The organism is Microbacterium sp. NPDC060132, assembly GCF_042729675.1.
In the GTDB taxonomy this organism is placed as follows: Bacteria; Actinomycetota; Actinomycetes; order Actinomycetales; family Microbacteriaceae; genus Microbacterium; species Microbacterium sufflavum.
Genome location: NZ_JBHWXU010000001.1, coordinates 3,110,498 through 3,136,254, shown reverse-complemented (window position 1 = coordinate 3,136,254; position 25,757 = coordinate 3,110,498). Strand labels below are relative to the sequence as shown.

General features: G+C 70.7%; 27 protein-coding genes. 13 read left to right on the top strand and 14 right to left on the bottom strand.

Annotated elements, in window-relative coordinates; genetic code table 11:
* Window positions 1-15 precede the first annotated feature (15 nt).
* The 3 genes from ACFWCH_RS15160 to tkt are packed head-to-tail and all read right to left on the bottom strand — an operon-like array spanning window position 16 to window position 4,825.
* A complete protein-coding gene (locus ACFWCH_RS15160; protein ID WP_378803747.1) occupies window positions 16-1,623 on the bottom strand; it encodes a glucose-6-phosphate isomerase in 1,608 nt (535 codons plus the stop codon).
* Window positions 1,620-2,732: a transaldolase gene (tal, locus tag ACFWCH_RS15155; RefSeq protein WP_136030153.1), complete on the bottom strand. Its 1,113-nt coding sequence runs from the start codon at window positions 2,730-2,732 to the stop codon at window positions 1,620-1,622. Before tal ends, ACFWCH_RS15160 begins: the two co-directional genes overlap by 4 nt.
* Window positions 2,729-4,825, bottom strand: coding sequence for a transketolase (tkt, locus tag ACFWCH_RS15150; RefSeq protein ID WP_247639004.1), 2,097 nt, complete (start codon window positions 4,823-4,825; stop codon window positions 2,729-2,731). The genes tal and tkt overlap by 4 nt, the downstream gene beginning before the upstream one ends.
* 250 nt (window positions 4,826-5,075) lie before the next feature.
* On the opposite strand from tkt, the gene ACFWCH_RS15145 reads away from it, so the two are divergent.
* Entirely contained in the window at window positions 5,076-5,981 is a 906-nt protein-coding gene (locus tag ACFWCH_RS15145) for a heme o synthase (RefSeq protein WP_136030155.1), read from the top strand.
* On the opposite strand, the gene ACFWCH_RS15140 is transcribed toward ACFWCH_RS15145, so the two are convergent.
* Together ACFWCH_RS15140 and ACFWCH_RS15135 are read right to left on the bottom strand one after the other, a co-directional pair.
* On the bottom strand, window positions 5,927-6,400 hold the full coding sequence (locus ACFWCH_RS15140; protein WP_206251155.1) for a hypothetical protein: 474 nt from the start codon (window positions 6,398-6,400) through the stop codon (window positions 5,927-5,929). The genes ACFWCH_RS15145 and ACFWCH_RS15140 overlap by 55 nt on opposite strands.
* A gap of 65 nt (window positions 6,401-6,465) precedes the next feature.
* On the bottom strand, window positions 6,466-7,611 hold the full coding sequence (locus ACFWCH_RS15135; protein ID WP_206251156.1) for a heme A synthase: 1,146 nt from the start codon (window positions 7,609-7,611) through the stop codon (window positions 6,466-6,468).
* Window positions 7,612-7,842: 231 nt separating this feature from the next.
* On the opposite strand from ACFWCH_RS15135, the gene sufB reads away from it, so the two are divergent.
* The 7 genes from sufB to ACFWCH_RS15100 all read left to right on the top strand — a co-directional run bounded on the left by sufB (window position 7,843) and on the right by ACFWCH_RS15100 (window position 14,520).
* On the top strand, window positions 7,843-9,261 hold the full coding sequence (gene sufB / locus ACFWCH_RS15130) for a Fe-S cluster assembly protein SufB (protein ID WP_136030161.1): 1,419 nt from the start codon (window positions 7,843-7,845) through the stop codon (window positions 9,259-9,261).
* Window positions 9,262-10,467: a Fe-S cluster assembly protein SufD gene (gene sufD / locus ACFWCH_RS15125; RefSeq protein WP_136030163.1), complete on the top strand. Its 1,206-nt coding sequence runs from the start codon at window positions 9,262-9,264 to the stop codon at window positions 10,465-10,467. It abuts the gene before it with no gap.
* Window positions 10,464-10,790 carry a non-heme iron oxygenase ferredoxin subunit gene (locus tag ACFWCH_RS15120; protein WP_136030165.1) on the top strand — a complete coding sequence of 109 codons (327 nt, stop codon included), beginning with the start codon at window positions 10,464-10,466 and terminating at the stop codon, window positions 10,788-10,790. The genes sufD and ACFWCH_RS15120 overlap by 4 nt, the downstream gene beginning before the upstream one ends.
* Before the next feature lie 3 nt (window positions 10,791-10,793).
* Window positions 10,794-11,564: a Fe-S cluster assembly ATPase SufC gene (gene sufC / locus ACFWCH_RS15115; protein WP_101845421.1), complete on the top strand. Its 771-nt coding sequence runs from the start codon at window positions 10,794-10,796 to the stop codon at window positions 11,562-11,564.
* Window positions 11,565-11,574: 10 nt separating this feature from the next.
* Window positions 11,575-11,904 carry a metal-sulfur cluster assembly factor gene (locus ACFWCH_RS15110; RefSeq protein ID WP_017202280.1) on the top strand — a complete coding sequence of 110 codons (330 nt, stop codon included), beginning with the start codon at window positions 11,575-11,577 and terminating at the stop codon, window positions 11,902-11,904.
* A gap of 94 nt (window positions 11,905-11,998) precedes the next feature.
* Entirely contained in the window at window positions 11,999-13,153 is a 1,155-nt protein-coding gene (locus tag ACFWCH_RS15105) for a MalY/PatB family protein (RefSeq protein ID WP_136030167.1), read from the top strand.
* The gene (locus ACFWCH_RS15100; RefSeq protein WP_247638990.1) at window positions 13,150-14,520 is read left to right on the top strand and encodes an MFS transporter; all 1,371 of its coding nucleotides are present in this window, start codon (window positions 13,150-13,152) and stop codon (window positions 14,518-14,520) included. Before ACFWCH_RS15105 ends, ACFWCH_RS15100 begins: the two co-directional genes overlap by 4 nt.
* On the opposite strand, the gene ACFWCH_RS15095 is transcribed toward ACFWCH_RS15100, so the two are convergent.
* Window positions 14,483-15,067: a TetR family transcriptional regulator gene (locus ACFWCH_RS15095; RefSeq protein WP_247638991.1), complete on the bottom strand. Its 585-nt coding sequence runs from the start codon at window positions 15,065-15,067 to the stop codon at window positions 14,483-14,485. The genes ACFWCH_RS15100 and ACFWCH_RS15095 overlap by 38 nt on opposite strands.
* 51 nt (window positions 15,068-15,118) lie before the next feature.
* Between ACFWCH_RS15095 and ACFWCH_RS15090 the strand changes: the two genes are divergently transcribed.
* Window positions 15,119-15,823, top strand: coding sequence for an energy-coupling factor ABC transporter ATP-binding protein (locus ACFWCH_RS15090; RefSeq protein ID WP_205828235.1), 705 nt, complete (start codon window positions 15,119-15,121; stop codon window positions 15,821-15,823).
* Window positions 15,820-16,413 (top strand): energy-coupling factor transporter transmembrane protein EcfT, encoded by a 594-nt coding sequence (locus ACFWCH_RS15085; RefSeq protein ID WP_247638992.1) that lies wholly within the window; start codon window positions 15,820-15,822, stop codon window positions 16,411-16,413. Before ACFWCH_RS15090 ends, ACFWCH_RS15085 begins: the two co-directional genes overlap by 4 nt.
* A gap of 3 nt (window positions 16,414-16,416) precedes the next feature.
* Here ACFWCH_RS15085 and ACFWCH_RS15080 read toward each other — a convergent pair whose 3' ends face one another.
* The 4 genes from ACFWCH_RS15080 to ACFWCH_RS15065 all read right to left on the bottom strand — a co-directional run bounded on the left by ACFWCH_RS15080 (window position 16,417) and on the right by ACFWCH_RS15065 (window position 20,389).
* The gene (locus ACFWCH_RS15080) at window positions 16,417-17,712 is read right to left on the bottom strand and encodes an acyltransferase (protein ID WP_136030175.1); all 1,296 of its coding nucleotides are present in this window, start codon (window positions 17,710-17,712) and stop codon (window positions 16,417-16,419) included.
* A 96-nt stretch (window positions 17,713-17,808) separates the two neighbouring features.
* On the bottom strand, window positions 17,809-18,480 hold the full coding sequence (locus ACFWCH_RS15075; protein WP_136030177.1) for a response regulator transcription factor: 672 nt from the start codon (window positions 18,478-18,480) through the stop codon (window positions 17,809-17,811).
* Window positions 18,477-19,766, bottom strand: a complete 1,290-nt coding sequence (locus ACFWCH_RS15070) for a sensor histidine kinase (protein WP_247638994.1) — start codon at window positions 19,764-19,766, stop codon at window positions 18,477-18,479. The genes ACFWCH_RS15075 and ACFWCH_RS15070 overlap by 4 nt, the downstream gene beginning before the upstream one ends.
* A 5-nt stretch (window positions 19,767-19,771) precedes the next feature.
* Window positions 19,772-20,389, bottom strand: coding sequence for a VTT domain-containing protein (locus ACFWCH_RS15065; protein WP_247638995.1), 618 nt, complete (start codon window positions 20,387-20,389; stop codon window positions 19,772-19,774).
* 163 nt (window positions 20,390-20,552) lie between these two features.
* Here ACFWCH_RS15065 and ACFWCH_RS15060 point away from each other — a divergent pair, with 163 nt between their 5' ends.
* Together ACFWCH_RS15060 and ACFWCH_RS15055 are read left to right on the top strand one after the other, a co-directional pair.
* Window positions 20,553-22,151: an ABC-F family ATP-binding cassette domain-containing protein gene (locus tag ACFWCH_RS15060; RefSeq protein WP_136030182.1), complete on the top strand. Its 1,599-nt coding sequence runs from the start codon at window positions 20,553-20,555 to the stop codon at window positions 22,149-22,151.
* A gap of 40 nt (window positions 22,152-22,191) precedes the next feature.
* Window positions 22,192-22,782: a pyridoxamine 5'-phosphate oxidase family protein gene (locus ACFWCH_RS15055; protein ID WP_206251164.1), complete on the top strand. Its 591-nt coding sequence runs from the start codon at window positions 22,192-22,194 to the stop codon at window positions 22,780-22,782.
* Between the two features lie 17 nt (window positions 22,783-22,799).
* Here the strand turns inward: ACFWCH_RS15055 and ACFWCH_RS15050 are convergent, their stop codons facing one another.
* The 3 genes from ACFWCH_RS15050 to ACFWCH_RS15040 are packed head-to-tail and all read right to left on the bottom strand — an operon-like array spanning window position 22,800 to window position 24,144.
* A complete protein-coding gene (locus ACFWCH_RS15050; RefSeq protein ID WP_136036174.1) occupies window positions 22,800-23,612 on the bottom strand; it encodes an SURF1 family protein in 813 nt (270 codons plus the stop codon).
* The gene (locus ACFWCH_RS15045) at window positions 23,609-23,803 is read right to left on the bottom strand and encodes a hypothetical protein (RefSeq protein WP_136030186.1); all 195 of its coding nucleotides are present in this window, start codon (window positions 23,801-23,803) and stop codon (window positions 23,609-23,611) included. Before ACFWCH_RS15045 ends, ACFWCH_RS15050 begins: the two co-directional genes overlap by 4 nt.
* On the bottom strand, window positions 23,800-24,144 hold the full coding sequence (locus ACFWCH_RS15040) for a DUF3099 domain-containing protein (RefSeq protein WP_206251166.1): 345 nt from the start codon (window positions 24,142-24,144) through the stop codon (window positions 23,800-23,802). Before ACFWCH_RS15040 ends, ACFWCH_RS15045 begins: the two co-directional genes overlap by 4 nt.
* Window positions 24,145-24,271: 127 nt before the next feature.
* Between ACFWCH_RS15040 and ACFWCH_RS15035 the strand changes: the two genes are divergently transcribed.
* Window positions 24,272-24,982: a beta-ketoacyl-ACP reductase gene (locus ACFWCH_RS15035; RefSeq protein ID WP_136030190.1), complete on the top strand. Its 711-nt coding sequence runs from the start codon at window positions 24,272-24,274 to the stop codon at window positions 24,980-24,982.
* Between the two features lie 42 nt (window positions 24,983-25,024).
* Here the strand turns inward: ACFWCH_RS15035 and ACFWCH_RS15030 are convergent, their stop codons facing one another.
* Window positions 25,025-25,720 (bottom strand): alpha/beta fold hydrolase, encoded by a 696-nt coding sequence (locus tag ACFWCH_RS15030; RefSeq protein ID WP_206251167.1) that lies wholly within the window; start codon window positions 25,718-25,720, stop codon window positions 25,025-25,027.
* Window positions 25,721-25,757: the final 37 nt, after the last annotated feature.

Sequence of the window (25,757 nt, the reverse complement as noted above, 5' to 3'; positions counted from 1 at the left end):
GGGCTTCTCCTGCTGTTACTTCTGTGCGGCTTCGAAGAGGGTGAGCACGTCGTCGGACGACTCCGTGATCGTCAGCGAGACGACGGGACGCCCGTGCTCCGCGAGCACGCCCGCGTCGCCGGCGGCCTGCGCCTGGATGAGCTGACCGAACGTGAACGGCCGACCGGGGATCTCGAGGTCGACGTCGGTGCGCTCCAGGATCTGCAGGAACACCCCCTGCGCCGGGCCGCCCTTGTGGTACTGGCCGGTCGAGTGCAGGAAGCGCGGGCCCCAGCCGAACGTGGTCGGACGACCGGAGTCGGCGGCGACCAGCTCGCGCAGGCCCTGCAGCTGCGGCACCTCGAGACGGTTGACGTACGCCTGGATCGACACGTAGCCGTCGGCGGGCAGCTGCGCCCACAGCGCGTCGAGCACGCCCTCGACCGTGCCGGAGGCCGCGAGAGCCGGGTCCGACACGCGCACCTCGACGCCGTTCTCCACGAACGCGGGGGCGGTGGGCTCGGGCCGGGCGTCGAGGAGGCCGCGCGCGGCCACCTTCGCCGACTCGACGTCGGGCTGGTCGAACGGGTTGATGCCGAGCAGGTGCCCGGCGATGGCGGTGGCGTACTCCCAGACGATGAACTGCGCGCCGAGCGTGCCGCTGACGAGGATCTCACCTTCGTGGCGCTCGTGCAGGTGGAACTCGTTCGCGTCGTCGACCAGTCGCACGATCTGCAGGTCGGCGGGCACGGGGTCGAGCTCGGGGGAGACGGGGAGCAGCACGACCGGGAGGATGCCGGTTCCCTCCTTGCCCGTGGACTCGGCGATGAGCTGCTCGATCCAGTCGGGCAGGCCCTTGATGTGGGTGCCGTCCGTGATCAGACCCAGCTTGTCGCGGCGCGGGGTGGTCGCGGCGATGGCCGCGCCCAGGCGCAGGGCCGGGTTCTCGGCGGAGTCGACGGCGACCTCGAGCAGCGAGGCCTCGGCCTCGTTCAGCAGCTCGTCGATATCGACGCCCGCGAGGCCGGACGGCACCAGGCCGAACGCGGTCAGCGCGGAGTAGCGGCCGCCCACGTTCGGGTCGGCGTTGAACACGCGGTACCCGGCTTCGCGCGCGGAGGCGTCGAGCGGCGAGCCCGGGTCGGTGACGACGACGATGCGCTCGGTCGGGTCGATGCCGAGGTCGCGGAACGCCGCCTCGAACGTGCGACGCTGCGAGTCGGTCTCGACCGTGGACCCGGACTTCGACGACACCACGAGCACGGTCTCGGCGAGGCCCTCGTCGAGCGCGGCCAGCACCTGGCCGGGCGCCGTGGAGTCGAGGATCGTGAGGGGGACCCCCGAGGTCTGTGCGATCACCTCGGGCGCGAGCGACGACCCGCCCATGCCGGCGAGCACGACGCGCGTGACTCCCTTCGCGGCGAGCTCCTCGCGCAGGGCGACGATCTCGGCGACGAGCGGCCGGGAGACGGAGACCGCCTCGACCCACCCGAGCCGGATCGAGGCCTCGGCCTCGGCCGCCGGACCCCACAGCGTGGTGTCGCCGCTCGTGATGCGCGAGGCGACCAGGTCGTGGACGAGGCTCGGGACGGTCTCCTCGATCGCGGCGCGCGCGGCGCCCGAGGCGTGGATCGCGAAGGTCATCGCTGTGCCTCCAGTGCCTCGGCGACCTGGGTGAGCAGGTCGTGCCACGAATCGATGAACTTGGCGACGCCCTCGTCCTCGAGCACCTGGGTGACGTCGGTGAAGTCGATGCCGACCTCTTCCAGCCCGGCGAAGACCTGACGGGCCTCGTCGTAGCCGCCGGTGATGGTGTCGCCGGTGACGACGCCGTGGTCGAAGGTGGCCTCGAGGGTCTTCTCCGGCATGGTGTTGACGACGCCGGGGGCGACGAGCTCGGTGACGTAGAGGGTGTCGGGCAGCGCAGGGTCCTTCACGCCGGTCGACGCCCACAGCGGACGCTGGGCGTTCGCCCCCGCCGCGAGGAGGGCCTTCGCCCGGTCGGTCTCGAAGCTCTGCTCGAACAGCTCGTAGGCCAGGCGGGCGTTGGCCAGGCCGGCCTTGCTCTTGAGGGCCTCGGCGGCGTCGGTCCCGATCGCGGTGAGGCGCTTGTCGGTCTCGGTGTCCACGCGGGAGACGAAGAACGACGCGACGGAGTGGACGGTCGACAGGTCGACACCGGCGTCCTTCGCGCGCTCCAGGCCCGTCAGGTAGGCGTCGATGACCTCGGCGTACCGCTCCAGGCTGAAGATCAGGGTCACGTTGACGCTGATGCCGTGCGCGATCGCCTCGGTGATCGCCGGGAGGCCGGCCTTGGTCGCCGGGATCTTCACGAGCAGGTTCGGGCGGTCGATCTTCGCCCACAGCTCCTTCGCCTGCGCGACGGTGCCGTCGGTGTCATGCGCGAGGTCGGGGGAGACCTCGATGGACACGCGGCCGTCCACGTGACCGGACTGCTCCCACACCGGGCGGAAGATGTCGAGCGCGGCACCCACATCCTGCGTGGTGGCCGCGAACACGGCCTCCTCCGCCGAGGCGCCGGACGCGGCGAGCTCGGTGACCTGCGCGTCGTACGACGTGTCGTTCTTGTCGGTGATCGCGTTGGCGAAGATCGTCGGGTTCGTGGTGACGCCGACGACGTTGCGCGACGAGATCAGCTCCGCGAGGTTGCCGGAGGAGATGCGGGTGCGCGAGAGGTCGTCGAGCCAGATGCTGACGCCGGCCTCGGCGAGCTGTGCGGTGGGGGTGCTCATGCGTTCTCCTTGATGGTCTCGCGGGCGGCCGCGACGACGGCCTCGGTGGTGATGCCGAACTTCTCGAAGAGGGTCTTGTAGTCGGCGGAGGCGCCGAAGTGGTCGATGCCGACCGAACGACCGCGGTCGCCGACGATGCCGCGCCACGTGAGCACGGAGCCGGCCTCGACCGACACCCGCGCCGTGACCGACGACGGCAGCACGCTCTCGCGGTACGCCTCGTCCTGCTCCGCGAACCACTCGAGCGACGGGGCCGAGACGACGCGCACGTTCACGCCCTCCTCGGCGAGGGCCGCGCGGGCGTTCACCGCGAGCTGCACCTCGGATCCGGTGGCGACGATGATGACGTCGGGCGTGCCGTTCGGGGCCTCGGCGAGCACGTACGCACCCTTGACGGCCTGAGCGGCGGAGGCGAACGTGTCGCCGGAGGCCTCGCCCTCGCCGCGCTCGAACACCGGGATGTTCTGTCGCGTCAGGGCGATGCCGGCGGGGCCCTCGTGGCGGCGGAGGATCTCCAGCCAGACGGCGGCGGTCTCGTTCGCGTCGGCGGGGCGCACGACGGCGAGGTTCGGGATCGCGCGCAGCGTGGCGAGCTGCTCGATGGGCTGGTGGGTGGGTCCGTCCTCACCGAGGGCGACGGAGTCGTGCGTCCAGACGAAGATGCTCGGCACGTTCATCAGAGCGGCCAGACGCACCGAGGGTCGCATGTAGTCGCTGAAGATGAGGAAGGTGCCGCCGAACGCGCGCGTCGGCCCGTGCAGCACGATGCCGTTCACGATCGCGCCCATCGCGTGCTCGCGGATGCCGAAGTGCAGCACGCGGCCGTAGGGGGTGCCCGACCACTCGTGCGTCGACCACTCCTCGGGGATGAACGACGCCGCGTCCTTGATCGTGGTGAGGTTGGACTCGGCGAGGTCGGCGGACCCGCCCCAGAGCTCGGGCAGCTGTGCGGCGAGGGCGTTGATGACCTGGCCGGACGCGGCGCGGGTCGAGACGTCCTTGCCGGCCTCGAACACGGGCAGCGCGTCGGCGATGTCGGCGGGGAGCTCGCGGGCCTCGACGCGGTCGAGCAGCGCCTTGCGCTCCGGGTTCGCCTCGGCCCAGGCGTCGAACGACTTCTGCCAGGCGGCGCGCTCCTCGGCCGCGCGCTCGGCCAGGCCGCGCGTGTGGGCGATCACGTCGTCGGCCACCACGAACGTCTGCTCCGGGTCGAACCCGAGGACCTTCTTGGTCGCGGCGAGCTCGTCCGCACCCAGGGCGGAGCCGTGGATCTTGCCGGTGTTCTGCTTGCCGGGCGAGGGCCAGCCGATGATGGTCTTGAGGATGATGAGCGAGGGCTTGTCGGACTCGCCCTTCGCGGCCTCGATGGCGGCGTAGAGCTCGGCGACGTCTTCGACGTACTCGCCCGTCTTCTTCCAGTCGACCGTCTGCACGTGCCAGCCGTAGGAGGCGTAGCGGGCGGCGACATCCTCCGTGAACGCGACGTTGGTGTCGTCCTCGATGGAGATCTGGTTGGAGTCGTAGATCGCGATGAGGTTGCCCAGCTGCTGGTGGCCCGCGAGCGACGAGGCCTCGCTGGTCACGCCCTCCTGCAGGTCGCCGTCACCGGCGATCACGTAGACGAAGTGGTCGAACGGGCTCGTGCCCGCCGCGGCCTCCGGATCGAACAGCCCACGCTCGTAGCGGGCGGCGTACGCGAAGCCCACGGCGGAGGCGAGGCCCTGCCCGAGCGGACCCGTCGTGATCTCCACGCCCTTCGTGTGTCCGTACTCGGGGTGGCCGGGGGTCTTCGATCCCCACGTGCGCAGCGCCTTGAGGTCATCGAGCTCCAGGCCGAAGCCGCCGAGGTAGAGCTGCACGTACTGCGTAAGGGACGAGTGTCCGACGGAGAGGATGAACCGGTCGCGGCCGAGCCAGTCGGTGTCGGCGGGGTCGTGCCGCAGGACGCGCTGGTACAGCAGATACGCCGCGGGAGCCAGGCTCATCGCCGTGCCGGGGTGGCCGTTGCCGACCTTCTCGACCGCATCGGCCGCCAGGATCCGGGCGGTGTCCACCGCGCGTCGATCGATCTCGTCCCACTGCAATTCCGACACGTTCATGCCCTTTCCGACAGTTTCGAGGGCGCCCGTATTCCTTGGCGCATCCGCAACTTCCCTGGCGCATTCCGCACCGCCTCGAGGACGGGTGGGGGTGTGCGCAGCATCGGGCGCGCGAGTGCCTTCAGCATAGCGGTGACGGTGGATCCGATCGGTGGCCGGGGGGGCACGGAAGGCGTCATCGCGTGTCATACACTGGAGAGGTTGTCCCGTAACGCGCGCGGAGGAGGCGATCGAGATCTCGACGATGTCTGATCAGACCGTACGGAAGTCGTCCATCGGTCGCACGGTGAGCGCTTACGTGACGCTGACGAAGCCCCGAGTCCTCGAACTCCTCCTCGTCTCGACCGTCCCGGTGATGTTCCTCGCCCAGGGCGGTCTCCCGAACCTCTGGCTGGTCCTCGCGACCGTCATCGGCGGATCCATGAGCGCCGGCTCGGCCGGGGCCTTCAACATGTATCTCGACCGCGACATCGACGCGCACATGCACCGCACGGAGAACCGTCCGCTGGTCACGGGCGAGGTGAGCCCGCGCGGCGCGCTGATCTTCTCCTGGACTCTCGCGATCGTGTCCACCGTCTGGCTCTGGTTCACCACCAACTGGCTCACCGCAGTGCTCTCGGCCTCGGCCATCTTCTTCTACGTCGTGATCTACACGATGATCCTCAAGCGCCGCACCGAGCAGAACATCATCTGGGGCGGCATCGCGGGCTGCTTCCCCGTGCTCATCGGCTGGTCGGCCGTCACGGGCTCTCTCGACTGGCCGGCGTTCATCCTGTTCCTGCTGGTCTTCCTGTGGACGCCGCCGCACTACTGGCCGCTGTCGATGAAGTACAAGGACGACTACGAGGACGTCGACGTCCCGATGCTCGGCGTCACGCGCAACGCCTCGCAGGTCGGCCTCCAGGTGATCCTCTACGCGTGGGCGACCGTCGCGTGCTCGCTGCTGCTGGTGCCGATCGCGAACATGGGTCTCGTCTACACGGTGTCCGCGCTGGTCTTCGGCGGCTGGTTCATCTACGAGTCGCACCGCCTGTACAACCAGGCGGTGCGGGGGACCGAGGCGCGGCCGATGCGAGTCTTCCACGCCTCGATCACCTACTTGACGCTGATCTTCGTGGCCGTCGCGGTCGACCCGCTGCTGCCGTTCTGATCCGCAGCGTCCTCCGACGCCGCGGACGCTGACGCGTCGTCCGCCGGCGTGTTGGCGGCGTCCGTGGTCGCCGTCGCATCCTGATCGGTCGCGGACCCGGTCGCGGCGATGACCTCGTTGGGGGACGGCTCATCCATTCCGGCGTCGAGCGCGACGGGCACGGCCGGGACGAGTGCCCGCGCCGCCACGAGGCCGAGGGCGAGGAGCAGGCCGATCAGGCCGGCGCCGAGCACCGCGGCTCCGACCACCACGAGCGACTGGCCGACGTAGACCTCCACCCCCGTGGCCGTGCCATCGAGCAGGGTGCTCGTCATGGTGCCGATCTGGCCGGCGATGAGCCATCCGCCGACGCCGATCGCGGCGAGGGACACGATGAGGAGAATCCAGAATCCGATGCTTCTGGTCAGTGTTCTGTGCATGCCGACCAGGCTGACCGATGCCCTGATGAGGCCCCGGTGCGCACGCTATGGATCGTCTGTGCGGCTCAGCGCCCGGTGAGCGCCGGGGCGGGTTCCTCGGCCGCGACGTCCGTCCGCACCGGGCGCTTCAGGTGCAGCACGACCACGGTGTACGTCGCGGCCGACAGCGAGGCGAGCACCATGTGGATGCCGACCAGGATCGGCGGCAGCCCCTCGCGCGCCTGCCACACCCCGACGCCGACCTGCACCAGGATCGCGAGCACGAGCACGAGCAGCCAGCGGCGGGGCTCCAGGCGGAGTGCCCAGGCGGTGATCGTGAGGAACAGCACCAGGGCGGCCAGCACGTAGCCGGGCCAGGAGTGCACGTGCGCGAGGATGGTCGCGTCGAAGCCGTGGCGCAGCACGTCCGCATCACCCGAGTGCGGCCCGGAGCCGGTGGTGAGGACGCCGAACAGGATCGTCACCGCGAGCGCGAGTCCTGTCACATGCGTGACGATCGCGAACCAGCTCGGCACGGCGCGTTCGCGGGGCCCCGGTGCGGTCTTGAGGCGCACGAGGAACGCGGCCGTGACGCATACGAGAAGCAACGACGAGGTGTAGTGGAAGCCCACGATGAAGGGGTTCAGCCCGGTCAGGACCGTGATGCCTCCGACGAGGGCCTGAGCCACCACACCGATCAGCACGAGCCACGCCAGGAGCACGAGGTCGCGACGCGTGGCCGTGGTGCGGACGGAGTGGACGGCGGCCGCGATGACGGCGAGCAGCAGCACGCCGGAAGCGATCGGCGAGGCGGGGAAGTGGAAGGGGAAGGCGATCGCGAAGGCGATGCCGGCCGCGACGATGCCGCCGAGCGCGAACCACAGCGCCTTCGTGACCGCGCGACGCCCGTTCACCGTGTACAGGACGAGCAGCACGACGGTGAGCGCGATGATGCCGACGACGCCCGTCATCAGGCGGTTGCCGAACTCGATGATGCCGTGCACCCCCTGCACTTCGAGGATGGGCACGAGCGACTCGGGCGTGCACAGCGGCCAGTCGGAACAGCCGAGGCCGGAGCCGGTCAGACGCACCGCGCCGCCGGTGCCGATGATGATCGTCTCGCTGACGAACGAGAGCCACGCGAAGACGGTCAGCGCCTTCGCCCACCCGCGGGATCGCGGAACGGGGGTCGTCCGAGTCGTCGGAGGGGTGGTGATGGTCGTCTCGGGCATGAGTCCTCCGGCTCGTCGGCGACGTGGCGCGCGGCCCGTCCGCCAGGCGGAACCTGTAGAATCGGATTGTTGCGATGAGCGCTGACCGCGCTGAAGCATCGTCAACAGTTTAGGCGCGATGGAAGCGCCGATGATGAGGGCCCACCAACGGCACCCGCTCCCGCAGACTCGACGGGGATCAGGTGTGTCGGGGCGGATGACACCGTTTGGGACCTGTGAGGAGAGTGTTGCATGTCGGATGTGCTGATCGACCGCCCGGAGCTTGACGGTCTGGGGGTGTACGAGTTCGGCTGGCACGATGAGGACGCCGCGGGTGCCGTGGCGAAACGCGGCATCTCCGAAGAGGTGGTCCGCGGGATCTCTGCCCTCAAGAACGAGCCCGAGTGGATGCTGAAGACCCGTCTGAAGGGGTATCAGCTCTTCGGTCGCAAGCCGATGCCGACGTGGGGCGCCGACCTCAGCGACATCGACTTCGACAACATCAAGTACTTCGTCCGCTCCACCGAGAAGCAGGCGCAGAGCTGGGAGGACCTCCCCGAGGAGATCCGCGAGACGTACGAGCGCCTGGGCATCCCCGAGGCAGAGCGCCAGCGCCTCGTGGCCGGCGTCGCCGCGCAGTACGAATCCGAGGTCGTGTACCACCAGATCCGCGAGGACCTCGAGGCCCAGGGCGTCATCTTCATGGACACCGACACGGCGCTGCGCGAGCACCCCGAGTTCTTCGAGGAGTACTTCGGCACGGTCATCCCGGCTGGCGACAACAAGTTCGCCGCACTCAACACGGCCGTGTGGTCGGGCGGCTCGTTCGTCTACGTCCCGAAGGGCGTGCACGTCGAGATCCCGCTGCAGGCGTACTTCCGCATCAACACCGAGAACATGGGCCAGTTCGAGCGGACCCTGATCATCGCCGACGAGGACAGCTACGTCCACTACATCGAGGGCTGCACGGCTCCGATCTACAAGTCCGACTCGCTGCACTCGGCCGTGGTCGAGATCATCGTGAAGAAGAACGCCCGCGTGCGCTACACGACGATCCAGAACTGGTCGAACAACGTCTACAACCTGGTCACCAAGCGCGCCGTGGCACACGAGGGCGCGACCATGGAGTGGGTCGACGGCAACATCGGCTCCAAGGTGACGATGAAGTACCCGTCGATCTACCTGATGGGCGAGCACGCGAAGGGCGAGACCCTCTCGGTCGCCTTCGCCGGTCCCGGTCAGCACCAGGACGCGGGCGCCAAGATGATCCACATGGCGCCGTACACGCAGTCGTCGATCGTCTCGAAGTCGATCGCCCGCGGCGGCGGTCGCGCCGGCTACCGCGGTGAGGTCCGCGTCGACGCCAACGCCCACCACTCGGCGAACACCGTCCGTTGCGACGCGCTGCTCGTGGACACGAAGTCGCGCTCCGACACCTACCCGGCGATCGACATCCGCGTCGACGACGTGCAGCTCGGCCACGAGGCCACGGTCTCGAAGGTCAGCGAGGAGCAGCTCTTCTACCTCCAGTCCCGCGGCATGCCCGAGGACGAGGCGATGGCGATGATCGTGCGCGGCTTCATCGAGCCGATCGCGCGCGAGCTGCCGATGGAGTACGCGATGGAACTGAACAAGCTCATCGAGATGGGCATGGAAGGATCGGTCGGCTAAATGGCGGCCTCGACGACAGCGCCCACGGAGGCGCAGCACACGAACGCGCACATCGACCCGGCCGCCCAGGTCGCCGACGCCGGATTCGTCCCGGTGCAGACGCGCTCCGAGCGCCCGCACTCGTACGACCCGGACGACTTCGGCGCCCCCAGCGGCCGTGAGGTCAACTGGAAGCACACGCCGGTCGCGCAGCTGACGCCGCTGTTCCAGACGGCAGAGGCGAACGACGGCGTCGCGTACGCCTTCAGCTCCGGCGGGCAGTACGTGGCAGGACCGCTCGCCATCGGCGCCGCTCCGCGCGGCGAGGTCTTCCTCCCCGAGGACATCACGGCCGCCGTCGCCTGGCAGGGTGCGAGCGAGGCGGTGCACGTGCGCATCCCGCGTGAGGAGGAGGTCGCCGAGCCGATCTTCATCTCCGTCACGGGTACGGGTGCCGACCGCCGCGCCGACGCCCACATCGTGATCGAGGCGCTGGAGCACAGCGTCGCGACCGTGGTGCTGCAGCACAAGGGTTCCGCGCAGTACGCGCAGAACGTGGAGATCATCGTCCGCGATGGCGCGAAGCTCACCGTGGTCACGGTGCAGCAATGGGAGGACGACGCGGTGCACGCGGCCGCGCACCAGGCCCGCGTCGGCTCCGACGCCACGCTCAAGCATTTCGTGGTGAGCTTCGGCGGCGGCCTCGTGCGCGTGAACCCGAGCGTCGAGCTCGCGGGCGCGGGTTCCGAGGGCTACCTCTACGGGCTGTCGTACGCCGACGCCGGGCAGCACCTGGAGAGCCAGGTCTACCTGCACCACAAGGGCCCGCACACCACGGGCGACGTGCTGTACAAGGGCGCCCTGCAGGGCGCGAGCGCGCACAGTGTGTGGATCGGCGACGTGCTGATCGGCGCCGACGCCACGGGCACCGACTCGTACGAGGCGAACCGCAACCTGGTGCTCACCGAGGGGGCGCGCGCCGACTCGATCCCGAACCTCGAGATCGAGACGGGCGACATCGTCGGCGCGGGCCACGCGAGTGCGACCGGTCGCTTCGACGACGAGCAGCTCTTCTACCTGCAGGCCCGCGGCATCCCGGAGGAGGAGGCGCGGCGTCTCGTCGTGCTCGGCTTCCTCACCGACATCGTGCTGCGCCTCGGTATCCCGACGCTCGAGGCGGAGCTGCTCGCCGCCATCGAGGCCGAGCTCGCCGAGGTGGACGCGTGACCGCCGAGCGCGTCTGCGCGGTCTCCGACCTGGAGCAGGACACCCCGCTCCGCGTCGAGCCGGGCGGCGTGCCCATCACGGTGATCAAGGACGGCGATGGCGTGATCCACGCCATCGGCGACACCTGCACGCACGGCGACATCTCGCTGTCCGAGGGCTTCGTGGAAGGCGACACGGTGGAGTGCTGGGCTCACGGCTCGGCCTTCTCCCTGATCACCGGCAAGCCCCAGAACCTCCCCGCTTACGAGCCCGTCCCGGTCTATGTCGTCGAGATCGACGGCGACGACGTGCTCATCGATCCTGCTGTGACGAAGGAAGTCTGAAGAATGTCTGTTCTCGAGATCCGCGACCTGCACGTGACGGTCGAGACCGAGGCGGGGACCACCCCGATCCTCAACGGAATCACCCTCACCATGAACACCGGTGAGACCCACGCCATCATGGGCCCCAACGGCTCGGGCAAGTCGACCCTGGCCTACACGATCGCCGGTCACCCGAAGTACACGGTGACCTCCGGCTCGATCACGTTCGACGGTGAGGACGTGCTGGCGATGAGCGTCGACGAGCGCGCCCGCGCCGGGCTCTTCCTCGCGATGCAGTACCCGGTGGAGATCCCCGGCGTCACCGTGACGAACTTCCTGCGCACGGCGAAGACCGCGCTCGACGGCGAGGCGCCCTCGATCCGCCAGTGGACCAAGGACGTCAAGGAGTCCATGGCGAACCTGCGCATGGACCCGAAGTTCGCGCAGCGCAACGTCAACGAGGGCTTCTCCGGCGGCGAGAAGAAGCGCCACGAGATCCTGCAGCTCGAGGTGCTCAAGCCGAAGTTCGCCGTGCTCGACGAGACCGACTCGGGTCTCGACGTCGACGCGCTGAAGATCGTGTCCGAGGGCGTGAACCGTGCCAAGGAGTCCACGGGACTCGGCGTGCTCCTGATCACGCACTACACCCGGATCCTGCGGTACATTCGCCCCGACTTCGTGCACGTCGTCGTCGCGGGCAAGATCGTCGAAGAGGGCGGGCCCGAGCTCGCCGACCGGCTGGAGAACGAGGGCTACGACCGGTTCCTCGACCCTTCCGCCCCGATCGAGGCGTAGGCTGAGCCGTATGACAGCGACCCTCACGGATGAGAAGTACGACGCGGTCACCGAGGCGCTCAAGGACGTCATGGACCCGGAGCTCGGGATCAACGTCGTCGACCTCGGCCTCATCTACGACCTCGCCTGGGATGACGAGAACGATGCTCTCGTCATCCACATGACGTTGACCAGCGCGGGCTGCCCGCTGACCGACGTCCTCGAAGACCAGACCGCGCAGGCTCTCGACAACGTCGTGGACCGGTTCCGCATCAACTGGGTGTGGATGCCGCCGTGGGGTCCGGAGCGGATCACGGACGACGGGCGCGACATGATGCGCGCGCTGGGATTCGCAATCTGACGCTGAAGACAGTGATGCACGACGGAGCGGGCGCGGAGACGCGCCCGCTTCGCTGACTCCGCGGTGAGGCGGGGACGAGAACTCGGGAGATCGAATGTTGCATGTTCAGGCCCTGTCCCTGGCGGAACTCCGTGAGCGCAGCAGCGAGAAGTGGCGCGAGTACCCCGCCGATGTGCTTCCGCTCTTCGTCGCCGAGACCGACTTCCCCCTCGCCCCCGCGATCACCGCGGCCCTGCACCGTGCGGTCGAGCGTGGCGACACGGGGTACATCGCCTCGAAGACGCCGCTGGCCGAGGCGTTCGCGGGCTTCGCGCGCCGCCGTTACGACTGGGCGGTGGATCCCGCTCGCACTCGCAGCACGGCCGACGTGAGCATGGGCATCGTGGAGATCCTGCGCCGCGTGACGCAGCCGGGGGAGCGGGTCGTCGTCACCCCGCCCGTGTACCCGCCGTTCTACGACCTCGTGGAGGAGGCCGGTGCGGAGGTGCTGCGGGTGCCGCTGCGCGACACGGGCACGGGGTGGGAGCTCGACCTCGACGGGATCCGCGGGGCGTTCGACGACGGTGCGACCGCGATCCTGCTGTGCAACCCGCACAACCCGACCGGCACGGTGCACGACCGAGACGCCCTCGCCGCGCTGGCGGAGATCGCTGCCGAGTACGGCGCCGCCGTCGTGTCCGACGAGATCCACGCGCCGCTCGCCCAGCCGGGGACCGGGTTCACGCCCTTCCTCGCGGCGAGCGAGACGGCCGCACGCGTCGGCTATGCGGTCGTGAGCGCCAGCAAGGCGTTCAACCTCGCCGGCCTGAAGTGTGCGCTGATGGTCACGGCCGACGACGACACCAGCGCCGTGGTGCGAGGGCTCCCCGTGGAGGTCGAGTGGCGCACCGGTCAGTTCGGTCTGCTCGCCTCGGTCGCAGCGTTCGCGGAGGAGAGCGATGCGTGGCTGGACGGGCTGCTCGACACGCTCGACCAGAACCGTGTGCTCCTGGAGGACCTGCTGGCGCGGCATCTTCCCGGTGCCCGCTACCGGATCCCGGACGCGGGCTACCTGGCCTGGATCGACCTGTCGGCTCTGGGCTGGGGCGACAACCCCGCGCGGCGGATCCTGCGGGATGCGAAGGTCGCCCTGCACTTCGGCCCGGCGTTCGGCACCGAGGGAGCGGGCCACGTGCGACTGAACTTCGGGACGAGCCCGGAGATCCTGACGGAGGCCGTCGAGCGGATCGCCGCGCTCGTGGAGCGATGACCGCGCCGCAGCCCGTCGCATCGATCTGGGATCGCGGCCGAATCTGGGTGACGGTGGGCGCGGTCGCGCTCATCTTCCTCGCCGCGATCGAGGCGCTCGCGGTCACCACGGTCATGCCGATCGTGAGTGCGGCGCTCGACGGTGAGGCGCTGTTCGCCGTCGCGTTCGCCGGCACCCTTGCGACGAGCGTGATCGGGATGGTCGCGACCGGTGCCTGGTCCGACGCGCGCGGGCCGCGCGGCGCGCTGTACGTGGCGGTGGCGCTGTTCATCGTCGGCCTGCTGATCTCGGGCTTCGCGACGTCGATGCCGCAGTTCCTGATCGGTCGGCTCGTGCAGGGGCTCGGCACCGGCGGTCAGACGGTCGCGCTGTACGTCGTGGTCGCGCGGCTCTACCCGCCGGAGCTGCACGGGCGCGTGTTCGCGGCGTTCGCGGCCGCCTGGGTCGTCCCGTCGATGGTGGGGCCGTTCCTCGCGGGAGCGGTCGCGGAGTACCTGCACTGGCGCTGGGCGTTCCTGGGCGTCGCGGTGCTCACCGCGATCGCCTTCCTGATGATCGCGGTCCGGCTGCGTGGTGTCGACCTGGGCGGCGGTGAACCCCAGGACCGGCGTGCGCTGCGCCTCCGCCTGCTGCTGGCCGTCGTGGTGGCGGCGCTGGCGGTGGTGATCGGCGTCTCGGCCGAGCTCGACCACGGGGTGCGCTGGCCGGTCGCCGTGGCCGCGATCCTCGGGATCGGCGTCGCGGTGCTGCCGCTGCTCCCCGCCCGTACCCTTCACGCGGGAGCCGGGTTGCCCAGCGTCGTGCTGATGCGCGGCGTGGCGGCCGGCGCGTTTTTCGCGGCGGAGGCCTACATCCCCTACCTGCTCATCCGGAAGTACGACTTCACCGCCACGTGGGCGGGGGTGGCGCTCATGCTCGCCGCGTTCGCGTGGGCTGGAGCCTCGGCGCTGCAGGGGCGCTACGGCGAGCGGCTGGGCAACCGCCGCATCACGCTGCTGAGCCTCGGAGCCCTCCTGGTGGCGATGCTGGCGGTGCTCGCGGCGGCCGTGTTCCCGGTGTCGCCCGTCGTGGTGATCCTCGGGTGGGCGTTCGCGGGTGGCGGCATGGGGCTGCTGTATCCGCGCCTGACGGTGCTCACGCTGGCCTACTCGGACGAGTCGAACCAGGGGTTCAACTCCTCGGCGCTGTCGATCTCCGACGCGACGGGGTCCGCGGTCGCGATCGCGGTCGCGGGGCTCGCCGTGGCCACCCTCGGCGGCGGTCCTGGTGCCTTCGGCGTGGTGTTCGCGTTCGGTCTCGGTCTCGTGCTGCTGGCGCTCGTGCCGGGTCTCAGGCTCGGGCACGCCGCGGAGCCCGCAGTGCGCTGACCTCGCCCGCGAGCGCCCGCACGCCCAGGTCGAACGCGCGGTCGAGACCCGCCGTCACGTCGATCTCGTCCGAGGGTGGCAGGGCGCCGTGGCTGTCGGCGTGCATGCGCTGCTGCACGAGCGTCGCGTGGCCGAGGACGAAGTGAAGGATCGCGGTCGCGCGGGTTTCGGGATCGTCGGCGCCGTCGCTCCGCAGCGCGGCGATGAGCGCGTCGAGCGCGTGCGCCGAGCCGAGCTGGAGCGCGTAGGTGCTCAGCACGAGCTCGGCGCCGTCGCGGTGGGCGAACAGAGCATCCCGCAGGCCGCGGGCGGTGGCGAGGACGCCGGTGGTTCCGCGGGGGACGCTCGCGGTGATGCGGTCGGCGAGATCGGCGAGCAGCTCCTGCTTGCTCGCGAAGTGCCAGTAGAGAGCACTGGGCTGCACGTCGAGCCGCGCGGCGATGCGCCGCATCGAGAGGTCGGCCAGACCGACCTCGTCGAGCAGGGCGAGAGCGCTGCGGGCGACGCTGTCGCGGTCGTGTCGGGCCGGATTGGGCTCGGGGGTCATGACCCCACTATAGTGAACGGCGTTCAGGTGAACGGTGTTCAGGAGGTGGGAGTGCGCGAGCAGCGTCGGGCCGAGGAAGCCGCCGCATCGATCGTGCTGGAGCACGTGCGGGTGGAGGTCGACGGCCGGGCGATCCTCGATGACGTGAGCCTCGACCTCACGGCACGACGCATCGCCGTGATCGGAGCGAACGGCTCGGGAAAGTCGACGTTCGCGCGTGTGCTGGACGGCCTGGTCGTGCCGACGGCGGGCACTGCGGTCGTGCACGGGCTCGACGTGGTGCGCGACACGCGGGAGCTCCGACGCCGCGTCGGCTTCGTGTTCACGGATCCCGACGCGCAGATCCTCATGCCGACGCCCGCGGAAGATCTCGCCCTGTCGCTGCGGGGCCTCCCGCGCGCGGAGGTCGACCGACGCGTGCGCGAGACCCTCGCGGTGCATGGGCTCGAGGCGCACGCGGACGTGCCGGCGTCGTCGCTGTCCGGCGGGCAGAAGCAGCTGCTCGCGCTGGCGGCCGTGCTCGTGACCGAGCCGCGGCTGCTCGTGGCCGACGAGCCGACCACGCTTCTCGACCGGCGCAACGCCCGGCGCATCGCGGAGCTGCTGATGGCGCAGGAGGCGCAGGTCGTGGTGGCCACGCACGACCTCGACCTGGCCGCGCGCTGCGACCTGGCCGTGCTGTTCGAGGGCGGGCGAGCCGTGGCCGTGGGTCACCCGGATGCGGTGATCGACGAGTACTGCCGGGTGTCCGCGTGATCTCGCTCTACCGCCCCGGCACGAGCGTGCTGCATCGCCTGCCGGCGGGGGTGAAGCTCGCGGGGCTCGTGCTCTGCGCGCTCGGTCTGACCCTGCTTCCGCCGCAGCCCGTCGTCGTGAGCGTGGCCCTCGCCGCCACGGTCGTGCTCTATCCGCTCGGAGGGCAGAGTCCGCGCACGCTGCTCGTCGAACTGTGGCGGTTGCGATGGATCCTCCTCGTGCTGGGGGTGATGCTGGCGGTGTTCGTCTCGCCGATCGCCGCGTGGGTCGGCGCCAGTCGGGTCGCGGCGCTGCTGCTCGTCGCCGCACTGGTGACGATGACCACCCGGATGTCCGACCTGCTCGATGTGCTGCAGACGGTGCTGCGGCCGCTGCGTCGCTGGGGTGTCGATCCGGAGGTCGTCGCGCTGACGCTGTCGCTCACGCTCACGATGGTGCCGGTGGTCGCGGCGTTCGTCCACCGGCTCCGTGAGGCCGAGCGCGCTCGAGGGGTGCGCCTAGGGCCGCGCGCGGCGGTGCCGCTCCTCGTGCTCACCCTCCGGCACGCCGACCGGGTGGGCGACGCCCTCGCCGCGCGCGGCGTGGCCTGAGCCTCACCCGACCGCGAGCGCTGGCACCGGTTCGGCCGCCCTGGCGAGGCGCAGCGCGGCCATCAGCAGGGCCACGGCCACGACCGCGGTCGTGACGGACGTGCCCACGACCAGCAGCAGCACCACGCCGCCGAGCCCGAGCAGCCCGGCCGAGACCAGCCGCCCGGACGATCGGGTGCCCGTCGGCGCCGGCTGTCGTTCGAAGCGGTCGACGGCGACGGCCACCCCTGCGGTCAGGGCCAGCGCCGACAGCAGCCACAGCGGGCGTGTCAGCCACCACTCCGGGCCGTCGAGCGCCGGGAGAGCGGCACCGGTGCCGAGGGCGACGACTGCGGTCACGCCGGCCATCGCCAGCAGCACGGGCATGTGCCACAGGTAGATCGTCATCGTGCGGCGGGTGACGAATCGCGTGAACGCGGCCGCCGCGGCGGTGCTGCTCGCCCGGGCGATCCGCTCGCGGTGCAGGGACAGCAGGCCCGTGTGGACCACGCCGACCAGCAGGAGCGCGGCGGTGGGCGGGTTGATGTTGGCGATGAGGTCGGGGGAGTACACGCCGGCGACGAAGAGCACGGTGAGGAGCACTCCGGCGCCCGCGGTGACGGCGACCCGGGTGCGGCGGGCGAGGGCGTCGATGCGCCCGTCGGCGAGGAAGAATCCGAGCTGCTGCAGCGTGAGCCAGACGAAGGCGAGGTTGAGGAACCCCAGTCCTGCCACGCCGGTCACGCCGCGTAGCGCATCCACCGCGACTGAGGCGGCCGCGAGCGCTCCGATCGTGCGCAGCGGAGCACGCTCGTGGAGGGCCGCCAGGGCGGGCAGCAGCAGCTGGCACAGCAGGAAGACCCCGAGGAACCACAGGGGCTGCCCGTAGCGGAAGCCCGCGACCGCGATCAGCTCGGCCGGGACGCCGAGGAGCGTCAGGACGGCCAGTGCCACGCCGACCGCGGCGACCGTGATGACTGCGGGACGCAGCAGCCGGTGTACCCGTGCGGTCAGGAAGTCGAGGGTGCTCGCGCCCCTCGCCCGCAGCCGACGGGAGGCGAGCAGCCCGGAGAACCCTCCGATCACGAAGAACAGCGGCATGACCTGCAGCACCCAGCTGAGCGGTGCGATCCATCCCGTGCCGTCGCTCGCGTTCTCGAACACCGGGGCGCCGTCGGCCACCGTGACGCCCACCATGATGGCGTGCAGCACCACCACGCCGAGCACGCAGAGCGCGCGGATGAAGTCGATGCCGGTGTCGCGTCGTGCGGACGGCGCGGGCGGGGGAGCGGCGGCGGGCAGCGCCTGGACGATGGCCATGGGTCCTCCTCGGAACGGTGTCCTCGGAGGCTAGGGACGGGGTGTCCGCGGCGGCATCACCCTGCGGTGTCGATCAGACCCCTACCGTGGGGGGAGTCAGGACGACGGCTCGACCAGGCCCGTGTCGTAGGCGAGGATCACCGCGTGCACGCGGTCGCGCAGGCCGAGCTTGGACAGCACCTTGCCCACGTGCGTCTTCACGGTCTGCTCCGCGATGAAGAGGTCCGTGGCGATCTCGGAGTTCGACCGGCCGCGACCGATCAGCACCAGCACCTCGCGCTCGCGATCGGTCAGCTCCGCCAGCACGGTCGCGGAGCGGGGGGCGCGCGGGCGTCGTCCGGCGAACTGCTCGATCATGCGGCGGGTGACGCTCGGAGCCAGCAGGGCGTCGCCGCCCGCGACCACCCGCACCGCGTGCACGAGCTCCTCGGGCAGGGCGTCCTTGAGCAGGAAGCCGCTCGCGCCCGCCTCCAGCGCGTCGTAGACGTAGTCGTCGATGTCGAACGTCGTGAGCATCAGGATGCGCGGCACGTGAGCGGCGGGATACGACGTGCCGAGGATGCGGCGCGTGGCCTCGATGCCGTCGAGCTCCGGCATCCGCACGTCCATCAGGATCACGTCCGGATCGAGCCGTGCAGACAGCGCCACGGCCTCGGCGCCGTTCGCGGCCTGTCCGGCCACGCGGATCCCGTCGTGGGCGTCGAGAAGGGCGGCGAAACCCGCACGGACCATCGCCTGGTCGTCGGCGATGAGCACGCTGATCGTCACGGGGTCTCCTCGTCTGCTGCGGCCGGTGGGGCTGCCGTCATGCCGTGGTCGGCGGTGGTCGGGGTCGAGCCGTTGGCCAGGGGAAGGGTCGCCTCGACGCGCCAGCCGCCGTCGTCCGTGGGGCCGGCGGAGAGGCTGCCGCCGAGGATCTCCGCGCGCTCGCGCATTCCCCGCAGCCCGTAGCCGCCGGGGTGGGCTTCCGGCGGTCGCGGCGGCGCGGCGTTCTGCACGACGAGCCGCAGCGCCGCCGAGTCCCCGTGCACGCGCACCGTGACACGGGCCCCCGGCGCGTGACGGACGGCGTTGCTCAGCGCCTCCTGCACGATGCGGAACGCGGCGATCTGCACGGTGGGCTCCGCGGCGGACGCGGCGTCCGCGCCCTCCATCACGAGCCCCACCTCGACGCCGGCGCGGCGGATGCTGTCCACGAGCGCGGGGATGTCGTCGAGACCCTGCTGCGGGGCGAGCTCGGCGTGCTGGTCCTCCGTGCGCAGCACCCCCAGCATGCGTCGCATCTCCGTGAGCGAGGTGCGGGCGGTCGCGGCGATGTCCTCGAACTCGGCCGTCGCGGCGTCGTCGAGCCCGGGCAGCCGGTACCGCGCGGTCGACGCCTGCACCTGGATGACCGACATGCTGTGCGCCACCACGTCGTGGAGCTCGCGTGCGATCCGCGTGCGCTCCTCGACGAGCGCGCGGCGCGACTCCTCCAGCGCGCTGTGCTCCCGCTCACGCGTGAGCTCCTGGGCCACGCGGACCCGTCCGGCGACGAGCACCGCGATGAGGTACATGGCCGCGGCGAGCGACGACGTCACGATGAGATCGGCGGTCGCACTCCCCGCTGACGCGTCGCTGGCGACCATGTCGACGCGCAGCAGCGGAGCCGTGAGCGACGTGAGGGCCCCGAGCACGAGGGCGACGGCTCCGAGGCGCGCGCCGTGCACGAAAGTCACGACGCCCACGAACAGGAGGAAGGTGAGCAGCGCGGGCACCGACCAGGGCCACGGCGACTGGATGGCCTGCGCGGGCACCACGAGGAGCGGCAGGGTGAAGGTCGCGGCGGTGAACAGCGCGATGGCCGTGCGCGGTCGGGCGAGGGCGACGAGCGGCGCTCCGCACAGCGCCGCGCCGACGAGGAACGTCAGCGGCAGGGGGGTGCCGGAGAGCACGGTCTGCAGGGGCACGAGCAGCGCGTAGAGCACGACGACCGCCGCATACAGCGCCGCGAGGGCGGTGGTGCGGCGGTTCATCCGCGGCGCGCGCGGGGGTCGGGCTCGGCGGCGTGCCATGACTCTCATCCTGCCAGGTGGGCCACGGGCGCACGGCGACGACGGGCGGCGGCGATCCGGTCGACCACGACACCGATCACCAGGGCCACGCCGATGCCGAGCAGGGCGCTGAGCAGGGGCTGGTCCTTGATCCATGCACCGGCGAGCAGCCCGATCGCGAGGCTGAAGATGCTCCAGCTCGCGCCCGCGATGAGGCTCAGCGGCAGGAACCGGCGCCAGGGGAAGCCCAGCGCACCCGCGGACATGTTCACCGCGACGCGACCGACGGGGATGTACCGCGCGCCGAGGATGAGCGTGGCGCTGCGTCGATCGAGCGCGCGCTGGGCGTATGCGAAGGCCGTGACCACCCTCGGCCGCCGCATCCAGGCGAATCGTGAGGTGCCCAGCCGGCGTCCGATCAGGAAGGCGAGGTTGTCGCCGATGGCGGCACCGACCGCCGCGACGAGCCCCAGGAGAAGCAGGTTTCCGTCGCCGGTGGATGCGGCGACGGCGGCCGCGGCGACGAGCACGGTCTCGCTCGGCACGGGCGGGAAGAACCCGTCGATCACCGTGACGGCGAACAGCACCAGGTACAGCCAGGGGGAGGCGATCGCCTGCATGATGAGCTCGTTGAGGATGTCCACTCCTGCACGGTAGGCGGGCGGTCGCGCAGCGGGCATCCCTCTGCGGTATTCCGGCTCTCACTCTCGGGAGGGATCTTGCCGGGCGGTGAGGCTCTCCGGGCGGCATATACTGGGAGGCTGGCCGATCGGCCGCTCACCCACCCCGAAGGAACGGACGTCCGCTGTGCTTGCCGTGCACGACCTCGAGATCCGCGTTGGCGCGCGCCTGCTGATGGAGAACGTGTCGTTCCGCGTGGGCGACGGAGACAAGATCGGACTGGTCGGGCGCAACGGCGCCGGCAAGACCACGCTCACCAAGGTGCTCGCGGGGGATGTGCTGCCCTCCGGAGGCTCGGTCACCCGATCGGGTGAGCTCGGCTACCTGCCGCAGGACCCGCGTTCCGGGAACCCCGAAGACCTCGCGCGCACGCGCATCCTCGACGCGCGCGGCCTCGGTCAGCTGAACCTCGGCATGACGGAGGCGTCGCTCGCGATGGGCTCGGACGACCCGGCGGTCGCGGCGAAGGCCATGAAGCGCTACGCCACGCTCACGGAGCGGTTCGAGGCGCAGGGCGGGTACGCCGCGGAGGCGGAGGCCGCGTCGATCGCGCACAACCTCTCGCTGCCGGACCGCATCCTCGACCAGCCGCTCTCGACGCTGTCGGGCGGTCAGCGTCGGCGCATCGAGCTGGCGCGCATCCTGTTCTCCGACGCCGACACGATGATCCTCGACGAGCCGACCAACCACCTCGACGCCGACAGCGTCGTGTGGCTTCGTGAGTTCCTGAAGAACTACAAGGGCGGCCTGATCGTCATCAGCCACGACGTCGAGCTCGTGGGGGAGACCGTGAACCGCGTGTTCTATCTCGACGCGAACCGCCAGGTCATCGACATCTACAACATGAACTGGAAGAACTACCTGCGCCAGCGCGCCGCCGACGAGGAGCGCCGGAAGAAGGAGCGCGCGAACGCGGAGAAGAAGGCGACGACGCTGCAGCAGCAGGCCGCGCGCTTCGGCGCCAAGGCGTCGAAGGCCGCGGCCGCGCACCAGATGATCGCGCGCGCCGAGAAGCTGCTCGCCGGACTCGACGAGGTGCGGCAGGAGGACCGGGTCGCGAAGCTGCGGTTCCCGAAGCCTGCCCCCTGCGGCAAGACCCCGCTCATGGCGTCCGGGCTGTCGAAGTCCTACGGCTCGCTGGAGATCTTCACCGATGTCGACCTCGCGATCGACCGCGGCTCGAAGGTGGTCGTCCTCGGACTCAACGGCGCAGGGAAGACGACGCTGCTGCGGATGCTCGCCGGGGTCGACCAGCCCGACACGGGCCAGCTCGAGCCGGGGCACGGCCTCAAGGTGGGCTATTACGCGCAGGAGCACGAGAACCTCGACGTCTCCCGCTCGGTGCTGGAGAACATGGTCTCCGCCGCTCCGCACATCACCGAGACGGAGGCGCGCAAGGTGCTCGGCTCGTTCCTGTTCACCGGCGACGATGTCCTGAAGCCCGCCGGGGTGCTGTCCGGTGGGGAGAAGACCCGCCTCTCGCTCGCCACGCTCGTGGTCTCGTCGGCCAACCTGCTGCTGCTCGACGAGCCGACCAACAACCTCGACCCGGCGTCGCGCGAGGAGATCCTCGGGGCGCTCGCGCACTACGAGGGCGCCGTGGTGCTCGTGTCGCACGACCCCGGAGCGGTGCAGTCGCTCAACCCGGAGCGGGTGCTCATCCTCCCGGACGGCGTCGAGGACATCTGGAACCAGGAGTACCAGGAGCTCATCGAGCTCGCCTGACCCGGCGCGGCCCGAGCGACGGCGTGACATCATCGGGAGCATGAGCACGCCCGCGCCGAACCATCCGTCCGACATGCGCGCATGGCTGCGGAGCCGGCCGGCGCTCACCGGTCGCGGGCGACCGGTCGACGTCGCCGCGCTCCCGGCGGAGCCCCTGCCGCTGTTCCTCTCGTGGATCCGGCTCGCTGCCGATCAGGGGGTGCCGGAGCCGCACGCCGCCACCCTGGCGACGGTCGATCGCGACGGCATGCCGGATGCGCGCACGCTCCTCCTCAAGGATGCGGACGCCCGCGGATGGGCGTTCGCGGGGCCTCGTTCGTCGGGCAAGGGCGTCCAGCTCGCCGTGCACGCCGTGGCGGCACTGAACTTCTGGTGGCAGCCGCTCGCCCGGGCGGTGCGGCTCCGCGGGCCGGTGCGGGAGGCGACGCCCGCGGAGAGCGCGGCCGACCTGGCCGCACGGTCTCCGGCCGCGCGGGACGGGGTCGCCGCCGGGGACTGGGTGCTGTGGCGCCTGCAGCCCTCGCGGGTGGAGTTCTGGCAGGGGGCGACCGATCGACGGCACACTCGGATCGTGTACGAGGTGGCACCGGGCGGCTGGGGACGGCACGTGAGCGGTACGACCGGCACCTGAGCGCGCGGCACTCGGGCTCAGCGGGCGTCGAGCAGCTCGTCCTCGACGTCGGCGTCGCGGTCGCGCCGGCGCGGCGCCTTCACGGGTGCCGGCTTCCCCTCGAGCTCCTCGCGGTGCTTCACGATCTCGGTGCGGATGATGTAGCCGATGAAGATGAACCCCATGATCGCGAACAGGATCCACTGGATCGCGTACGACAGGTGCGGACCGGGATCGTCGGTGGGCGACTCGAAGCCGCCGAGGGTTCCCGAGCCCGCCGGGTCCTCCGACACCAGTCGCCCGTAAGCGCCGGTGAGGGCGCCACCGTCGATGGTCTCGGAGATCGACGGCAGATGGATCGTGGGCACCTGGCCCTCCGGCGCGCCGCGACCGGAGGCGGGAAGCGGCTCGCCGGGTCGAAGGCGCACCGTGACCGTGACCTCGCCGGACGGTGGGGCGGGGATGGCGTCCGGCACGTCACCCTCGCCCGGCGGAACCCACCCCCGGTCGACGATCAGCACGCGACCGTCGACATCGCGGAACGGCACCAGCACCTCGAAGGCGCTCGTGCCCCCGTGCGGGCGGTTGCGCACGAGCAGCTGTTCGTCGGCGAGGTACTCGCCCTGCAGCGTGACCGGCCGCCACTCGTCGTCGGGATCGAGCACGTCGTCGTCGCCCAGCACCTCGGTGAGGGGCACCGCGGGGGCGTCGTAGTTCTGCTCGACCAGCGCGATCTGCTCGGCCCGCGATTCGTTGCGCTCGAACTGCCAGTGCGACAGGAAGGCGCAGGCGATCGCGAACCCGATCGCGATCAGGGTGTAGACGCCCCAGCGGGTCAGGCGGTTGTTCACGAGGGCACACCGTCTCTCACGGTCACGGGGAAGTCACGGGCGGCCAGATAGTCGCGGAGGAAGTCCACGTGCTCGGGGCACGCCAGCCAGATCTTCTCGCGGTCGGGGGCGTGGATGCGGGGATTGCGCCACACGACCTGGCTGGTCGCCGCGCTCCGGCATCCGGCGCGCGAGCAGATCAGATCGGTCATTGCTCCGCGCGGCCTTCGCGGATCGTGAAGACGCCGGGGTTCGCCTCCTGCACAGGCGGAGGACCGGGAGCCGCATCGAGCTCTTGCAACGGCGACTCGGCGGAGGTCTCCGTGCTGTCGCTTCCCGCATTGGCGAACACCACGGCGATGTAGGGCAGCACAGCGGCGGCCAGGGCGAACACCCACGTGTACCACCCGAACGGCTGCACGAAGAACATCAGGCCGAAGCACACGACGCGGATCGTCATCGTGAGCGCGTAGCGGCGCACGCGGTGGTCGCTCTCGTCCCCGGGAGACTGGGGGAGAGAGGTGACGGCCGGGACTCGACGTGCGTTCTTCACGATGCTTCCAGCCTACGCCGGTGCGGGCTCGGCGGCGCCCCGATTCCGCCCGGGGCACGCTCGCTGCAGTCGCTAGGATCGTTCACGGCTCGGAAACCCGACCCCCGACCAGAGCAGGAGTGCCCCCATGAGTGCTGACCGCGTCGTCCTCGTCACCGGAGGCAACCGCGGCATCGGCCGCGCCATCGCCGAGCGCTTCGTGCGAGAGGGGTACCGCGTGGCCGTCACCGCCCGCAGCGGCGAGGGTCCGGAGGGCACGCTCACGGTGCGCGCCGATGTCACCGATGCCGCGTCCCTCGATGCCGCGTTCACCGAGGTCGAGCAGCAGCTCGGCCCGGTCGAGGTCGTGGTGGCCAACGCCGGGATCACGAAGGACACCCTCCTGCTGCGCATGAGCGAGGACGACTTCGACAGCGTGGTCGCCACCAACCTCGGCGGCACCTTCCGCGTCGTCAAGCGTGCGTCGAAGGGCATGCTGCGCGCACGGTTCGGACGCATCATCCTCATCTCCAGCGTCGTCGGGCTCTACGGCTCCGCCGGTCAGGTCAACTACGCAGCGTCGAAGAGCGCCCTGGTCGGCTTCGCCCGGTCGATCACGCGCGAGCTCGGGGCCCGCGGCATCACCGCCAACGTCGTCGCGCCCGGGTTCATCGAGACCGACATGACCGCGGAGCTCCCGGAGGAGACGCAGAAGCAGTACCAGGCCAGCATTCCCGCCGGAAGGTTCGCGACGGCGGATGAGGTCGCGGGTGTGGTCACCTGGCTCGCGAGCGATGATGCCGCCTACATCTCGGGTGCCGTCATCCCCGTCGACGGCGGCCTCGGGATGGGCCACTGACGCGCTGAGAGGCCCGGGCTCCGACCCGTCCGCACGTCGGACTCACCGGGCGACGGCGGCGACCAGCAGCTCACCCAGGCGCTGCGGAACCGAGAACTGCGGCCAGTGGCCGGACCCGATGCGCACGACCTCGGCGTCGGCGATGGCGTGGAACTCCTCCGCGTATGCACCCCACTGTGCGATCGTCGCCTCGAACGCCTCCTCGTCGAGCCCGCCCATGAGCAGCGTCACCGGCACGGAGTGGCGCGCGGGGTTCTCGAGCTGGATCTCGTCCGCGGGCACGCGTCCCGGCACGCTCTGCGTCAGCCCGACCGTGCGGGCCCGTGTCGCGTCGTCGAGGTCGTGCACATCCTCGTCGGGGAAGAAGTCCCACCCGGGGAACGGGACGGCACCGTCGACGACCTCGAACTCATTGATGCCCGAACCGGGCGGCGGCGGCACCGTGTCGACGAAGATCACGCGCCGCACGCGCTCGGGCCTCGCGTCGGCGACTCCCCAGGCCACATTGCCGCCTCCGCTGTGACCGACGACGACCACGTCGCCCTCGACCTCATCGACGGCGGCCACGCCCGCGGCCACCCACTCCGCCATGCCGATGTCGGAGGCGGCCGGACCGGAAGCCCCGAGACCGGGAAGGGTGAGCGGATGGGTGCGGTGTCCTGCCTGCTCCAGCGCCGGTATCACGTCGTCCCAGCTGCGCGCGTCGAGCCAGAGTCCGGGGATGAGGATGATGTCCATGCGGCGACGCTAGCGCTGGCCGCCGACATCCACCACC

Bases quoted from the DNA above. Each gene is read 5' to 3' on its own strand.
- ACFWCH_RS15160 (WP_378803747.1), bottom strand. From the start codon at position 1,623: ATGACCTTCGCGATCCACGCCTCGGGCGCCGCGCGCGCCGCGATCGAG.
- tal (WP_136030153.1), bottom strand. From the start codon at position 2,732: ATGAGCACCCCCACCGCACAGCTCGCCGAGGCCGGCGTCAGCATCTGG.
- ACFWCH_RS15145 (WP_136030155.1), top strand. From the start codon at position 5,076: ATGTCTGATCAGACCGTACGGAAGTCGTCCATCGGTCGCACGGTGAGC.
- ACFWCH_RS15140 (WP_206251155.1), bottom strand. From the start codon at position 6,400: ATGCACAGAACACTGACCAGAAGCATCGGATTCTGGATTCTCCTCATC.
- ACFWCH_RS15135 (WP_206251156.1), bottom strand. From the start codon at position 7,611: ATGCCCGAGACGACCATCACCACCCCTCCGACGACTCGGACGACCCCC.
- sufB (WP_136030161.1), top strand. From the start codon at position 7,843: ATGTCGGATGTGCTGATCGACCGCCCGGAGCTTGACGGTCTGGGGGTG.
- sufD (WP_136030163.1), top strand. From the start codon at position 9,262: ATGGCGGCCTCGACGACAGCGCCCACGGAGGCGCAGCACACGAACGCG.
- sufC (WP_101845421.1), top strand. From the start codon at position 10,794: ATGTCTGTTCTCGAGATCCGCGACCTGCACGTGACGGTCGAGACCGAG.
- ACFWCH_RS15110 (WP_017202280.1), top strand. From the start codon at position 11,575: ATGACAGCGACCCTCACGGATGAGAAGTACGACGCGGTCACCGAGGCG.
- ACFWCH_RS15105 (WP_136030167.1), top strand. From the start codon at position 11,999: ATGTTGCATGTTCAGGCCCTGTCCCTGGCGGAACTCCGTGAGCGCAGC.
- ACFWCH_RS15100 (WP_247638990.1), top strand. From the start codon at position 13,150: ATGACCGCGCCGCAGCCCGTCGCATCGATCTGGGATCGCGGCCGAATC.
- ACFWCH_RS15095 (WP_247638991.1), bottom strand. From the start codon at position 15,067: ATGACCCCCGAGCCCAATCCGGCCCGACACGACCGCGACAGCGTCGCC.
- ACFWCH_RS15080 (WP_136030175.1), bottom strand. From the start codon at position 17,712: ATGGCCATCGTCCAGGCGCTGCCCGCCGCCGCTCCCCCGCCCGCGCCG.
- ACFWCH_RS15070 (WP_247638994.1), bottom strand. From the start codon at position 19,766: ATGGCACGCCGCCGAGCCCGACCCCCGCGCGCGCCGCGGATGAACCGC.
- ACFWCH_RS15055 (WP_206251164.1), top strand. From the start codon at position 22,192: ATGAGCACGCCCGCGCCGAACCATCCGTCCGACATGCGCGCATGGCTG.
- ACFWCH_RS15045 (WP_136030186.1), bottom strand. From the start codon at position 23,803: ATGACCGATCTGATCTGCTCGCGCGCCGGATGCCGGAGCGCGGCGACC.
- ACFWCH_RS15035 (WP_136030190.1), top strand. From the start codon at position 24,272: ATGAGTGCTGACCGCGTCGTCCTCGTCACCGGAGGCAACCGCGGCATC.
- ACFWCH_RS15030 (WP_206251167.1), bottom strand. From the start codon at position 25,720: ATGGACATCATCCTCATCCCCGGACTCTGGCTCGACGCGCGCAGCTGG.